A 13,621-nucleotide genomic window follows, 5' to 3' on the forward strand; every position below is an offset into this window, starting at 1 on the left:
CACAAATTTAGACAGTCTTGTCTAATTCGTCAATCACCTCTATATATATTTTTATGAAGCCTGCCGTTTCTCCTGACATTTTCCCGCCACGCGGCCACGAGGCCAAGCGTATGTCGATCATCGATGCGGCGGCCTCGGTCTTCTGCCGCGAAGGCTTTGCCGGCGCCAATATCGATCTGATCGCGGTGGAGGCCGGCGTCTCGCGCCAGACCATCTACAATCACCACCGCGACAAGGAAAAGCTTTTCATGGCCGTGGTGCGCGACCTGACCGAGCGCTGCAATGCCGGCATCTTCGCCACCTTCGCCAGCTTCCCCGACCAGCCCAAGGATCTCGAAGCCGATTTGATCGGCTTCGCCGTGCGCATGAACCAGAACTGCATCTGCAATCGCGACGGACGCTTCCTGCGCAAGCTGATCCAGACCGAAGGCGAGCGCTATCCCGAACTGTTCGCCGAGTGGCGCGACCAGGGTCCAGGCCGGACCTGGCCCGCACTTGCCGCCCGTTTCGCCCGCCTCGCCCATGCCGGCCACCTCGCGGTCGACGACCCCGACGTCGCCGCGCGCCAGTTCCTGGCGCTGGCCAACGCCGAACTGCAGACCACCTTCATGCTCGGCGGCATGCCGTCGGAAGATGAAGTGCTGCAATCCGCCACCCACGGCGTGCGCACCTTCCTTCGCGCCTTCGGCAAGCGCCGATCAGCGGCAGCGGTGGAAAAGCAGTTGGCCAGCGCCTGAACGAATCAAATCCAGCGATCAAATCGTCATTGATGGGCCTCGCTTCGGCGCACCAGCGATCTATATCCGGTTTACGCCGCCCTCAAGCTTGATTACAGCTATGCGGACGATTCAACGGAACCCGACCAGCACATGGCCGACGACCACATCCGCTACGACATTCTGGCCCAGGAGGCATTGCGCGGCGTCATGCGTAAGGTGCTGGCCGAAGTCGCGCGCACCGGCCTTCCCGGCAATCATCATTTCTTCATCACTTTTTTGACCGGCGCGCCGGGCGTGCGCGTGTCGTCCAGGCTGCGCGAGCGCTATCCGGAACAGATGACCATCGTCATCCAGTTCCAGTATTGGGACCTCAAGGTAACCGATACCGGCTTCGAGGTCGGCCTGTCCTTCTCCGACGTGCCGGAAAAGCTGGAAATCCCGTTCTCGGCCGTGCGCGGCTTCTACGACCCCTCGGTCAATTTCGAACTTGAATTCGACGTCAAGACCGACATTCCCTCGGAAGACGAAGCGCCAGCCCAGCCGGCCCCAGAGCCCTTGGCCATCGTCTCCGAGAAAAAACCAAAGGCCGAGAAGAAGGCCACCGCAGCCGAAGCCGAGAAAAAGCCCGCCGTGGCTGACGCCGCCGCCGGCAAGGGCGCCGACGTCGTGTCGCTCGACGCCTTCCGCAAGAAATAGCAGCGCGGACAGCGCGACATGGGCGAAATCGTCAACCTTCGCCAGGTCCGCAAGCAGAAGGCGCGCGCCGAAATGGAAAAACTCGCCGGCGAGAACCGCGCTCTGCACGGCCGTTCCAAAGCCGAAAAAACCCGCGACCGGCTGACATCAGATAAGGCCGAGAAGTTCGTCGCTGGCCATCGCCGCGAACGCCCGGAAGACCAGGGCGATTGATGGGCAACCCGCGGTGAGCCCGGTCGAAAAACGCTCGGTAACGATCCGCGGCCACCGCACCAGCTATTCGCTCGAAAAACCCTTTTACGACGACCTCGTCGCCATCGCCGCAGCGCGAAAGCTGACGCTTGCAGCCCTTGTCGCCGAAATCGACGAGACAAGGCCGCGCGACGCCAACCTGTCCTCGGCGCTCCGGCTGCATGTGCTGGACTGGGCCAAGCGCGGGATGCGCTGAACTGGGCTAGTTACCCAGCGACTTCAACAGATTGTCGACCGAAAACGGATTTGTCTTGGGCTTTGGCGGCGCCGGGGCCGTACCGTCATTGACGCCGGGCAGTGAGCGGTCGACCTTCGGTGCCTGCTCCTGAGCCTTGCGTTCGGCCTCCAGCCTGGCCTTTTCCTGCGAAGCAATCCGCATTGCTTGCTCAGCCTTCTTCCGTTCGGCTTCGGCCTTGGAGGCGTCTTCGGCTGCCTGCTGCTCGGCCTGCGCCTTCTTTTCGGCGTCTACCTTGGCCTTGGCGTCGGCTTCCGCCTGCGCTTTCGCATCGGCATCGGCCTTTGCTTCCGCATCCGCCTTGGCCTTGGCATCCGCTTCGGCCTGCGCTTTTGCGTCGGCTTCAGCTTTCGCCCTGGCGTCGGCCTCGGCTTTCAGCCGCGCCGCTTCTTCCTGCTTGCGCAATTCTTCAGCCGCGTTGTCACGTTCGGTCTGTAGCGCAGCGTAGTAGCGCACTTCGCGCCGCAGCCGCTGCTTCTCGAGCAGTGCAGCCTGCATCGCCTCGACCCGCTGCTGCTCTTTTTCCAGCGCGCGCTGCGTCAAAAACTGCGCCAGCGGCTCGCTGTCGAACAGCTTCTTCATCGCGCCGAACGGCCCGTCGACGCTGAAATTGACCGAGGGATCCGACCCGACCAGCGCCTGGTCGCCGGGCTTGTAGGTGATCGTACCCCTGGCGGCGACGGTACTGGTGTTCAGGTCCGCCATTATGTCGGCGGACAATGCCGCGCCAGCGTTTTCCAGCTTGACCGGCGGCGCCCTGAGCGTACCGCCGGCAACCGTAAAGGCGATGTCGGTATCACCGGCGGCAAAATTGCCGTCGCCGGCAATGTCAGGCGCAAAGCCCGCGGTCTTGGCCACGTCGATGTTGCGCCCGATCGTATCGGCCTTGGCGATCAAGGCGCCGAAGGCATCGGGATTGACGCCGGCAATGGTCAGCCCTTTCAGCGCCGCCGTGCCGGAGCCGGACAGAGCGGCGATCATTGCATCAACAGATTTGCCGCTGGTCGACAGGCCCGTCGAGAAATCGCCACTGCCGCTCAGGCCAGCATTGGGCAGCACGGTCGTGAGATCGGCGCCGGCAAGCTTCATCTGACCGGAGAACAGCCCGTTGCCGTCGGTGTTCTTCAATTCGAACAGACCGGTGAGTGCGCCGCCGAGCAGCTTTGCCTTCAGGTCCGAAACGCGGATGCCTTCCTGGTCGAGTTTCAACGACAGCGATGCGTCATAGGCCGTGGCCAGCGGCCCGGCGGCAAGCGTGGCTGTCGTCAGATCCAGGTCGGCGGTGAACGGCAGGCTGGACTTCTGGCTGAACGGCGCCGTCGGCCAGTTGCTGTTGCTGGCGATGAAGGACTGGTCGCCGAACAGCGCCACCGCCATCGGGTCGAGGTCGAGTTCGTCGAGCGCCAGCGCACCGGCAAGATGCGGCAGTCCCTGCTTCACGTCGAGATTGATGTCACCGGACACCGCCGCTTCGTTGATGGACCCGCTGAGGCCGCTCAACACCAGAAGGCCACTGCCGAAATCGGCATCCGCGCTGAGCGAGGTCGATGTGCCGGTGCCCATGCCCGGCAGGCCGACGCCGGTGGTCATCAGCCAGGGCTCGATATCGGAGGCGTCGAGGCCGATCTTGCCCTTGACGGTGGCGCCTTGCGGGCTTTCGGCGACGGTGCCGTCGAACGTCGCCTTGAAATCATCGGCGGCGAGGTTGAAGCTCGTCGCCAGGCCGCCGCCAAGCGTGCCTTTCGCCGAGATGTCGGTACTTGCCTGGCCGAGCATACCGAGCGGCAGCGCCGGCATTCCGTAGAGCGCCAGCAGCGCCGTGGCGTCGGGGTTTTTGGCGTTGAAGGTCAAAGTCACCGGCGCGTCGAGCAACTGGCCGGCAGCACCCTTGCCCGACAGCGACGCCGAGAAGGCCGAACCGCCGGCCTTGCCTTGCCCGCTTACCGCCAGCCCTGTCGTGCCGTCGCCATTGTCGGCGGCACTTGCCACCAGATCGACGCGCGCGTCCTGGAACAGCTCGGGATAGGCGGAAGTGCGGCTTGCCAGTCCCTTCAGCACATCATTGTCGGGATAGTGTTGCGCGGCAATGTCGATCAGCGGCTTTAGATCGACGGCGACCACCGAGGCGTCGAGCTTGCCGGTCGGGCTGGCCGGGAAATCCTTGATCCGGCCGGTGGCGCTGATCGACGCGCCGGCCAGGCCGCCAATCGACAGCCGGTCGATTTCGAGCAGCCCATCGCGCAGCCGGAGCGCGGTATCGACCGTGTCGGCAGTCAGCCCGCCGGCGCTGACCGGCCCGGCCTTGATCTGGAAATCGAGGTCGCGGTCGGAAAAGCGGTTGGCGCCCTTGTCGCTGACGAAGATCGAGGCGAACGCCGTCAGCCCGTCGACATCGAGTTCGCCGCCCGTGAGCCGCATCAGCACCGACGGCTTGGCGTCGTCGGGCTGGCTGGAATCGATGCGGCCGGAAAACTTTGCCTTGCCGAGGATCAGTTCGAGATCGCTGAACGCCTGGCGCTTCTCCGACAGATCGACCTTGGCCTTGAAGCCGGCGGCAGGCAGGCGGCGGATCGCCTCGTCGACATCCTTCGACAGCCAGGCGGCAAAGCCGGAAGGCTGCGCCACCGCCAGAAGCATGGAACCGGTGAAGCCGAAATGGTCTTGGACGCTAAGCATGCCGCTGGCTTCCAGCGTGGTGCGCCCGGGCAAGGTCGCAGCCATCGACTTCACCGACCAGCCACCCTCGACCGGCCCGGCCGAGAGATGCACGTCGCGCACCGTGGTGTCGCCGGCCACCACCGCAGGCAGCTTGACCTCGACGGTGCCGGGAATGGTCGGCTTCGGAAGGTCGAGCAGCGCCCGCTCGATCCCGGCAATGCGCTGGTCCAGTGTCAGGCCGGCGCCCTTTTCAGCGCCCACCGCCTCATCCAGTTGCACCTGCGCGCCATTGGCCTCGATGGCGAAGCTCGGCTTCAGGCCGAGATCGACCGAAGCCTTGCCGTCGGCGGTATAGGGATTGTCGAGCGGCCCGGTGTCGAAACGGAATTCGTCGACGCCGAGTTTCTGGTGGTCGAGCGAGAACTTGCCGTTCAGCCGAAACCCCGGATCGGGCTTGCCGGCGCTGACTTTGCCCGTATTGATCTCAACAACCTCGCCATCGCTGCCGCGCAGCTCGACCGGATTTTTATCGTTCTTGTCAGCACCGGAAATCTTGAACTGGCCGGAATAGACGGCAGCCCCGTTGACGATGCCGGCATTGCCGTCGGTCTCTACGACCAGCGGATAGGCGTCCGGATCGACCTTGAGCCTCAGCCGCATCTGACCATTGCCCTCGGCCTTCCCGGTCGAGGCGACGACCGTCGAGCGCAGGCCGTCGAGCAGCACCGTGCCGTCCATGCGCCACGGCCCTGCCAGCGACTTGGCAGAGATGGTCGAATTGATCTGAGAAATCAGATGGCTGCGGCCGCCGGCGGCATGGCGGAGCGCAATCTCTCCCTCCGTCACCGTCAGCTTCTCGATCGAGATCTGGTTGAGGTCGAAGGGCGAGGACGGCCGCATCGCCCAGTCGACCGTGCCGTTGTCCGCAATGTCGATTGTCGCCTTCGGATGCACCAGCCGCATGTCGAAGATCAGCACCTCGCCGCGCAGGAACGGCGCCAGTTCCGCATCCATCGAAAACGTCTCGACGGTCATAGCCGGTTGGCCGCCAGGTCCGCCGGCGACGGTGACGTTGGAGAAGGTCACCGAGGGGAACGGCAACAGCCGCGCCGTGGCGTCGCCCTGCACCGTCACCTTGCGGCCGAGAATGGCGCTCGCCTCGCGCTCGAACTCGGCGCGGTAGCCGGTCCAGTCGATAAAATACGGCACCACCAGTGCTGCACAGAGCACCAGCACAAACAAGCCACCGAAGATCACGAACAGGCGTGCGAGCATCAGCTCCGAACGGGTTGATTGAAAGCCAACTGCACTCTACCCGCATCAGCGTGTCGATAAAGAGGCAATTCATCTGGCAGACACATCGCGGTTGGCCCATCTCGGTGCGCCCGATCACCGAGATCCGGCCGCCTCCATCAACGTCGGCAGGACCGCCCCCTGATGAAGGCTGCCCGAAAAGCTCCTTGCAATGAATTCCAGCGTCGAATCCTGGAACGTCAGGATGAAATGCCGGTAAGCGGAAAACAGTTCCGGCGTGTGGGACGAGTGAACCCGATTTGCCTTTTCCAGGGACGCGATCCAGGACGAATTGAGGACTTCGAACGCCGAATAAGGCTGCAACCCCAGCCTATAGAGACGGTGCCCGCTGATGGCTTCGTCGTTCGGCGGGCCGAATTGAAATGCCAGATAAGGGTTTGCCGTCAGGATTGCGATCGACTGGCTTTCTGTCGCGGGCGAAACCGAGCGCGGATTGGTGCCGTCGAATGACGGATCCGGTCTGTGGGCAATGTAGGCAACGAACAGCCTGCCCTCATCGGCAAAAACATGCGGCAAGGGCGCGCCGGCGGACGATAGCGGCACGTCGATCGGTATTAGGGCCTCCGATGTCGGCATCTACTCGCCCTCCCCGGGCAACGACGCAGCTCGCGCTCAGCGGTCTTATCCCGCCATGGCCCTTCGGCGATATTCGTTCAGCAGCACGGCCATCTCCTCGGGCGAAAATGGCCAGCCCTTGGGCAACGCGGCTTCGGCCCCCAGGCTTTTGGTGATGCTGCGCATGACGGAGCTTTTCTTGACGCCCGGTGCGAAATTATAGCCGATCATCTCACCGGCTTTGGGCAGATCATAGACGTGGAAACCTTCAATGTCCTGCCAGCGGACCAGCTTCGGCGATCGAACAAGACCGCCGCCGAGAATGAAACCTTGTCCGTTCAGCACCAGCATCTGGGGACGCACAAGCAACCAGGCAAACACCAGCGCGCACGGGCCGAAAAAGGCCATGCACAACCAAAGCACGGTGGTGTCGTCGTCCTTTGAGACATAGATCATGAAAGCGCTGCCCAGGACAAAGACAAGGCTGGCCAGCAACATCAGCAATGTCTTGCCGCGCGATGCCCTTATAACCAGGGGCTCCACAGTCTTGGTTCCGTACCGCATTGCCGCCCTCGCCCCTCATATTTCGGCTATGCAGGTAATATCTTGCCCGGGTTCATAATGTCTTGCGGATCGAGTGCTTTTTTGATCGAACGCATGATATCGACGCCATGGCCGAGCTCATGGCGCAGGAAGCCGATCTTGCCCTGGCCGATGCCGTGTTCGCCGGTGCAGGTGCCGTCCATGGCGATCGCCCGCATGTTGAGCCGCGAGACGAATTTCTCCGCCAGCGCGATCTCATTGGGATCGTTGACATCCATCAGCACCAGCACGTGGAAATTGCCGTCGCCGGCATGCCCGACGATCGGCGCCACCAGGCCCATTTCGGCAATATCGGCCTCGGTTTCGGCAACGCATTCGGCCAGCCGCGAGATCGGCACGCAGACATCGGTCGACAGGCCCTTGGTGCCGGGCCGCAAGGTCAGCGATGCCCAGTAGGCGTCGTGCCTGGCCTTCCACAATTTCGTCCGCTCCTCGGCGACGCTGGTCCACAGGAAAGGCCCGCCGCCATTCTCCTCGGCGATCATGCCAAAAGTTTCCGCCTGCTCGGCAACGCCGGCATCGCTGCCGTGGAATTCGACGAACAGGCACGGGCTCTCGGGATAGTCGAGCTTGGAATAGTTCTTCATCGCCCGCATCTGCAGCGCGTTGACCAATTCGATGCGCGCCACCGGAATGCCCATCTGGATGGTCGCGATGACCGCGTTGCAGGCCGCCTCCAGACTTGGAAACGGACAGACGCCGCCGGAGATCGCCTGCGGAATGCCTTGCAGCTTCAAGGTCAGCGACGTGATGATGCCGAGCGTGCCTTCCGAGCCGACCAAAAGCCGCGTCAGGTCGTAGCCGGCAGAGCTCTTCTTCGCCCGCTTGCCGGTGGTCACCGTCTCGCCATCGGCCATCACGGCTGTCAGCGACAAGACATTCTCGCGCATCGTGCCGTAGCGCACCGCATTGGTGCCCGAGGCCCGTGTCGCCGCCATGCCACCCAGCGAAGCATTGGCGCCGGGATCGATCGGAAAGAACAGCCCGGTGTCGCGCAGATGACGGTTCAGGTCCTCCCGCGTAACACCCGGCTCGACCGTGCAGTCGAGATCTTGCGGGTTGACCGCCAGGATGCGGTTCATGCGCGATGTGTCGACCGAGATGCCGCCGCCCGGCGCGTTGGTGTGGCCCTCAAGCGAGGAACCGACACCGAAGGCGATGACAGGAACGCGGTGCGCGGCGCAGGCGCGCACGATCTCCTGCACCTCTTCTGTCGTCTCCGGGAACGCAACGCCGTCGGGCGCCTGTGTCGGAATATACGTAGTGGTATGCGCGTGCTGCGAGCGAATCGCCTCGCCGGTCTGGAAACGTTCGCCGAACTGCTGCTTGAGGATGCCGAGCACGGCGGCGATGCCTTCCTCGTTGCGTTCGACCGGGTTGAGGTCGCTCAGAGCCATGAATTCCTCCGCGAATGGACCAGCGTCCACGCTTGTTATGCGATTATGGATGCGTAGTCTCACCTACCGCGGCCTGTCCAGCACCAGAACTCGGTCCAGCACCAGAACACGGAAGTTCTCATGTCCATCCCTGCCCCCTACGTCTCCAAGCCCATGGACATCGAGAAGGACTGGATCGACTATAACGGCCACCTCAACATGGCCTACTACAACGTGCTGTTCGACCGCTGCTCGGACGAAGCCTTTGCGGCAATGGGCATGGGGCTGGACTATGTCAAGGAGCGGCGCCTCACCATCTACACGGCCGAGGTGCATGTCTGCTACGTGCAGGAGCTGCATCTCGAGCACAAGGTCGTCGTCTCGTTCCAGCTGATCGACCATGACGACAAGCGGCTGAGGGCCTATCAGGAAATCCGCCATGTCGACGGCTGGCTCGCCGCCACCTCCGAAACCCTGTCGCTGCATGTCGACATGTCCGGGCCGAAGGTCGCGCCCTTCCCCGCCGACGTGCAGGCCAAGGTGGAAGCCATGCGCGCCGCCCATTCTGCACTGCCCATGCCCGAGCGCGCTGGCCGTTCGATCGGTATTCGCCGCAAGACCGCTTGATGCGCTTCCGTGCCCGCGTTAACCTTACCGAGCTTTTAACGTTAACAAACCATTTGAGCCATTGAACGACTCAGCGGACCGTTTGAGAACGGGTCGATCCGAGTTGCGATGCGGGCGGCGGGGCACAGGCGGTTCGAGGAACGTGCATGAAAACCGACATCAAGGTCGAAGTGGACAGGCTGGCTGCCGATCCGCGCATCACCGACTATGATTTCTGGCGCTCGTTGAAGAACGTCAACAACGAGATCTTCCACATCGCCAACAGCAACGAACCGATCCCGTTCGACATGATTCGCTGGCGCGCCATCCTGAAGCAGGCGCGCATGAAACGCGGCCACGCCTGACGCCGGCCTGCACTGCCCTCATTGCCCCGCCGGGCGTCGACCGGTCTACTAAGCCAGCTTCTCCTTCAGGAAAGCGATCGTCCTGCCCCAGGCCAGATCAGCTGCCTTCTTGTCGTAGCGCGCGGCCGATGTGTCGTTGTTGAAGGCATGGTTGACGCCGTCATACACATAGACGGTGTATTCGACATGCGCGGCGTCGAGCGCCTTCTTGTAGGCATCGATGCCGGCATCGATGCGCTCGTCGAGTCCCGCATAGTGCAGCAAAAGCGCGGCCTTGATCTTCGCCGCGTCCTCGGCCTTCGGTTGCATGCCGTAGTAGGCGACGCCGGCCGCGAGATCCGGCGCGTTGACGGCCAAATCGTTGACCGCGCCGCCGCCCCAGCAGAAGCCGACGGCGCCGACCTTGCCGTTGCCGTCCTTCTCGGCCTTAAGATAGGCGATGGTCGCCAGACCATCGGCGGTGACCTGGCTGGCGTCGAGCTTGGTGAACATGTCGCGCGCCTTGTCTTCGTCAGTGGGCGTGCCGCCGAGCGGCGACAGGAAATCCGGCGCCAGCGCCACGAAACCCTCAAGCGCCACCCGCCGTGCCACATCCCTGATATGCGGGTTGAGGCCCCTGTTCTCATGCACCACAATGACGGTGCCGAGCTTGCCCGACTGGTCCGCCGGCTTGACCAGATAGCCCTTCATCTCGCCGCTGCTGCCGGGATAGGTGATATCCTGCGCCTTCACCCGCGGATCATTGTCGGCGACGATTGCCGCCTGCGCCGAATTCGCGGCCAGCAGCGGCGCGATCGCGGCGGCTGCGGCGCCCGATCCGGCGAGCCTGGTCAGCTGTTCCATGAACCGGCGGCGGTCGAGCGTCAGATGCGTGTATTCGTCATAGGCATCGATCATCGCCTGGCTAATGGCAGGAGTCGTGATGGCAGGCTTGGTGGCTTCGGCGGCGGCTTTCGTCATGGCATGCTCCTCGCTAGGAGATGACCTCATGGTCACTCCGGGATGACCTGCGGGTCACTCCGGGATGATCTTGCGGTCACTCCGGTATGACCTTGCGGGTCAAGATAGGGTGCAAGCTCGCACGGTCCAGTCACGGATCAGTGACGCTTTCGTCGTCGGGCCGTGCAGTTGGCACAAGTCAGCTGCACCAACCGCGCGGCCATCACATTTTGGTCATTTCAGAGAATGTTGATGGTGCCGCCACAATATCAGGGGAAGTTGATTGTGGCTTCGCCCGTTGCGGCAGCCAGACGAGAAGGAACAACGCCATGACCTTGTCCACTCCGATCTTTTTAAGCGCGCTCGTGATTGCCGCAGCCGCCTTGCTGGCCCTGCGCTCCGCTGCGTCGGAAGCAGCCAAGCGGATGGTGAAGGTCCGGGTCGACCAGCGCCGTTCCAAAACCCGCTAACTGATAGCCGAGGGGAAATACCATGGACGCCCAGAGCATCCTGAAGGGCCATCTCGGGCTCTGATCAGGCCTACTTCGGCAGCGTATACGCCATCACATAGTCGCCCGGCTTGGTGCCGACCGAGCCGTGGCCGCCGGCGACGATGACCACGAACTGGCGGCCATCGGCGACGGTGTAGGTCATCGGCGTCGACTGCCCGCCGGCCGGCAGCCTGGCCTGCCAGAGCTGCTTGCCCGATGTCACATCATAGGCGCGCAAATAGTCGTCGACGGCCGCACCCAGGAAGGCAACGCCGCCGGCGGTGATCATCGGTCCGCCAATGCCGGGAACGCCGACCTTCAGCGGCAGCGGCAACGGCGTCATGTCGTAGACGGTGCCGTTGCGGTGCTTGTAGGCGATCTTGCCGGTTCTGAGATCGGCGCCTGCGACATAGCCCCATGGCGGCGCCTGGCATGGCACGCCGAGTGGCGACAGGAACGGCCCCATCACCACTGCGTATGGCGCACCCTCATTGCGGTTGAGCCCCTGTTCGCTGCCGCGACCTTCATCCGGCGGTGGCACCTGGTCGCGCGGAATGAGCTGCGATTTGAAGGCGAGATAGGTCGGCATGCCGAACATCACCTGCCGCACCGGGTCGACGGCGACGCCGCCCCAATTGAAGGTGCCGAAATTGCCGGGATAGATCAGCGACCCCTGCACGGAAGGCGGGGTATAGCGGCCCTCATAGCGCAAGCCCTGGAATTCGATCCGGCAGGCCAGCTGGTCGAACATGGTGATGCCCCACATGTCGGCGCCGGTCAGCGGCTTCGGATTGAACGAGAGGTCCGAAACCGGCTGCGTCGGCGAGGTGTGATCACCCTCGACGGCGCCGCCTGGCGCCGGCACTTCCTTGACCGGGATGATCGGTTCGCCGCTGCGCCTGTCGAGCACATAGAGGTCGCCCTGTTTGGTTGGCCCGACCAGCGCCGGCACCAGGCCGGCAGCCGTGGTGATGTCGATCAGCGTCGGCTGCGCCGGCACGTCCATGTCCCAGAGGTCGTGATGCACGGTCTGGCGCACCCAGCGCAATTGTCCGGTGGCAAGATCGAGCGCGGTGATCGAGGAGGAAAACTTTTCGACATTGGCGCTGCGCCCGGCGCCGAGCTGGTCCGGCGTCTGGTTGCCGAGCGGCACGTAGAGAAGGCCGAGCTTCTCGTCGGCGCTCGGTGTCGACCACATGTTGGGTGAGTTGTGGGTGTAGGTCTGGCCCGCCGCCAGCGGTGTCGTCTGGTCCGGATTACCGGAATCCCAGTTCCATACAAGCGCGCCGGTGTCGACATCGAAGGCGCGGATGACGCCGGACGGTTCCTCGGTCGAATAATTGTCGTTGACCGCGCCGCCGACAATGATCTTGCCGCCTGATATCAGCGGCGCCGATGTCGAATAGTAGTAGCCCGACTTCGGGTACGGCATGTTGGTCAACAGGTTCAGCGTGCCGGCTTCGGCAAAGGACGGGCAGACCTGGCCATTGGCGGCATCAAGCGCGATCAGCCGCGCGTCCGAGGTCGGCAGGTAGACGCGTGTCGCGCAGGGCTGGCCAGCGGCGATCTTGGCATCGGCGTAGTAGGACACGCCACGGCAGGTCTGGTGCTGGCGGTCCTTGTCGAGCTTGATCTTGGGGTCGAAGCGCCATTTCTCCTTGCCGGCCGCGGCATCGATGGCGATGGCGAAATTGTGCGGCGTGCAGATGTAGAGCGTGTCGCCCACCTTGAGCGGCGTTACCTGATAGGTGGTTTCGCCGACGTCATCCGGACCCTTGACGTCACCGGTTTGGTAGGTCCAGGCCGGCTGCAATTTGGCGACATTGTCCGGGGTGATCTGGTCGAGCGGCGAATAGCGCTGACCATAGGGCGTGCGGCCGTAGAAGTGCCACTCGCCCGGAGGCACATTGCCGCCGAGATCCGCAGTCGGCGTTACCTTGTCGGCGCTGAGCTCACCGGCGATGTCCTTGGGATCGGCGGTCATCGAATAGCCGGCCACTGCGAGCGATGCGAGCACGGCCAGGATGAGCGGCGCACGCGCGTCGGGGCCGGTGAGGCCCTGCCTTGCCCACGGCGTCAGCAGCCACAGCGCCAGAAGCACGATGACGCCGCCGCGCGGGCCTAGTTCCCACCAGTCGAAGCCGATTTCCCACACCGCCCAGGCAAGCGTGCAGAGCACGATCGCAGCGTAGAGCCACAGCGCCGTCGATTTGCGCCGGAACAGCAGCCAGGCGGTTATCAGGAAGGCGAGACCGGTGATGACATAATACCAGCTGCCGCCCAGCATCACGAGCCGGACGCCGCCGCCGCCAAGTGCCAGGCCGATGAGGAACAGGATGAGGGAGGTGATGACCACAGCCAAGACGATACTCCTTCGACTGTTGCGCTTTGCGGCGCCTCTCAGGCAGCCGTCCCTGCCCTGTCGCCAGCTTTCTCCCGCAGGCCGCGTGTGTCAAGCTTGGCTTGCCAGCATAGGGTGAAAACAAGGCGGTCCCTTTTACCGCCTTTCGCGACGGCTTAGCGGTGCAGCACATCCATGAGATTTTGACCGGTCGCGCGCTGGACATGCGCAACGACCATCTCGGTCGGCACCTGGGCGATCGGGTCGCCCTTGGCGGCCTCTATATCTGCGACCTTCATTCCAGCACTCGACCTCTTCCACCATGATCCATGGCGCGGCGCGGGATGCCGTCTATGTCGCCGACAAGGTCGGCGAGCGTATGCGGGCAGCAGCCAGGTAGGCCGGGCGAAAGGTTTTGCACAGGCTGTCGGATGCGGCAGCGATAATATTCCCACCACCATCGAGAATCTG

At 63.5% G+C, this 13,621-nt stretch carries 14 protein-coding genes; 7 read left to right on the forward strand and 7 right to left on the reverse strand.

Features of this window, described 5'->3' with window-relative positions:
• Window positions 1-53 precede the first annotated feature (53 nt).
• The 4 genes from JQK88_RS14580 to JQK88_RS14595 all read left to right on the forward strand — a co-directional run bounded on the left by JQK88_RS14580 (window position 54) and on the right by JQK88_RS14595 (window position 1,863).
• Window positions 54-737, forward strand: a complete 684-nt coding sequence (locus tag JQK88_RS14580) for a TetR/AcrR family transcriptional regulator (protein ID WP_203278666.1) — start codon at window positions 54-56, stop codon at window positions 735-737.
• 132 nt (window positions 738-869) lie between these two features.
• The gene (locus JQK88_RS14585) at window positions 870-1,415 is read left to right on the forward strand and encodes an SspB family protein (RefSeq protein WP_112560431.1); all 546 of its coding nucleotides are present in this window, start codon (window positions 870-872) and stop codon (window positions 1,413-1,415) included.
• Window positions 1,416-1,433: 18 nt separating this feature from the next.
• Window positions 1,434-1,628, forward strand: coding sequence for a DUF4169 family protein (locus JQK88_RS14590; RefSeq protein ID WP_192258405.1), 195 nt, complete (start codon window positions 1,434-1,436; stop codon window positions 1,626-1,628).
• Between the two features lie 13 nt (window positions 1,629-1,641).
• Window positions 1,642-1,863: a ribbon-helix-helix domain-containing protein gene (locus JQK88_RS14595; RefSeq protein ID WP_112560429.1), complete on the forward strand. Its 222-nt coding sequence runs from the start codon at window positions 1,642-1,644 to the stop codon at window positions 1,861-1,863.
• 6 nt (window positions 1,864-1,869) lie between these two features.
• On the opposite strand, the gene JQK88_RS14600 is transcribed toward JQK88_RS14595, so the two are convergent.
• The 4 genes from JQK88_RS14600 to JQK88_RS14615 form a co-directional block, all read right to left on the reverse strand.
• Complete coding sequence (locus tag JQK88_RS14600) at window positions 1,870-5,835, reverse strand: AsmA family protein (protein WP_203278667.1); 3,966 nt, start codon at window positions 5,833-5,835, stop codon at window positions 1,870-1,872.
• 114 nt (window positions 5,836-5,949) lie between these two features.
• Window positions 5,950-6,450 carry a hypothetical protein gene (locus tag JQK88_RS14605; RefSeq protein WP_192258408.1) on the reverse strand — a complete coding sequence of 167 codons (501 nt, stop codon included), beginning with the start codon at window positions 6,448-6,450 and terminating at the stop codon, window positions 5,950-5,952.
• Window positions 6,451-6,495: 45 nt separating this feature from the next.
• Window positions 6,496-6,993, reverse strand: a complete 498-nt coding sequence (locus JQK88_RS14610; RefSeq protein ID WP_281401948.1) for an STM3941 family protein — start codon at window positions 6,991-6,993, stop codon at window positions 6,496-6,498.
• Between the two features lie 26 nt (window positions 6,994-7,019).
• A complete protein-coding gene (locus JQK88_RS14615; protein WP_192258410.1) occupies window positions 7,020-8,429 on the reverse strand; it encodes an FAD-binding oxidoreductase in 1,410 nt (469 codons plus the stop codon).
• A gap of 120 nt (window positions 8,430-8,549) precedes the next feature.
• Here JQK88_RS14615 and JQK88_RS14620 point away from each other — a divergent pair, with 120 nt between their 5' ends.
• Together JQK88_RS14620 and JQK88_RS14625 are read left to right on the forward strand one after the other, a co-directional pair.
• Window positions 8,550-9,035 carry a thioesterase family protein gene (locus tag JQK88_RS14620; RefSeq protein WP_112560425.1) on the forward strand — a complete coding sequence of 162 codons (486 nt, stop codon included), beginning with the start codon at window positions 8,550-8,552 and terminating at the stop codon, window positions 9,033-9,035.
• Window positions 9,036-9,181: 146 nt separating this feature from the next.
• On the forward strand, window positions 9,182-9,379 hold the full coding sequence (locus JQK88_RS14625) for a hypothetical protein (RefSeq protein ID WP_056582983.1): 198 nt from the start codon (window positions 9,182-9,184) through the stop codon (window positions 9,377-9,379).
• 48 nt (window positions 9,380-9,427) lie between these two features.
• Here the strand turns inward: JQK88_RS14625 and JQK88_RS14630 are convergent, their stop codons facing one another.
• Window positions 9,428-10,339, reverse strand: a complete 912-nt coding sequence (locus tag JQK88_RS14630) for a dienelactone hydrolase family protein (RefSeq protein WP_192258412.1) — start codon at window positions 10,337-10,339, stop codon at window positions 9,428-9,430.
• 308 nt (window positions 10,340-10,647) lie between these two features.
• On the opposite strand from JQK88_RS14630, the gene JQK88_RS14635 reads away from it, so the two are divergent.
• Window positions 10,648-10,788: a hypothetical protein gene (locus JQK88_RS14635; protein ID WP_203278668.1), complete on the forward strand. Its 141-nt coding sequence runs from the start codon at window positions 10,648-10,650 to the stop codon at window positions 10,786-10,788.
• 70 nt (window positions 10,789-10,858) lie between these two features.
• On the opposite strand, the gene JQK88_RS14640 is transcribed toward JQK88_RS14635, so the two are convergent.
• Window positions 10,859-13,171: a glucose/quinate/shikimate family membrane-bound PQQ-dependent dehydrogenase gene (locus tag JQK88_RS14640; RefSeq protein WP_192258415.1), complete on the reverse strand. Its 2,313-nt coding sequence runs from the start codon at window positions 13,169-13,171 to the stop codon at window positions 10,859-10,861.
• 155 nt (window positions 13,172-13,326) lie between these two features.
• Window positions 13,327-13,449, reverse strand: coding sequence for a hypothetical protein (locus JQK88_RS36920; protein WP_281401949.1), 123 nt, complete (start codon window positions 13,447-13,449; stop codon window positions 13,327-13,329).
• Between the last annotated feature and the right edge of the window lie 172 nt (window positions 13,450-13,621).

This window comes from Mesorhizobium caraganae (assembly GCF_016836705.1).
GTDB classification, from domain to species: Bacteria; Pseudomonadota; Alphaproteobacteria; order Rhizobiales; family Rhizobiaceae; genus Mesorhizobium; species Mesorhizobium caraganae.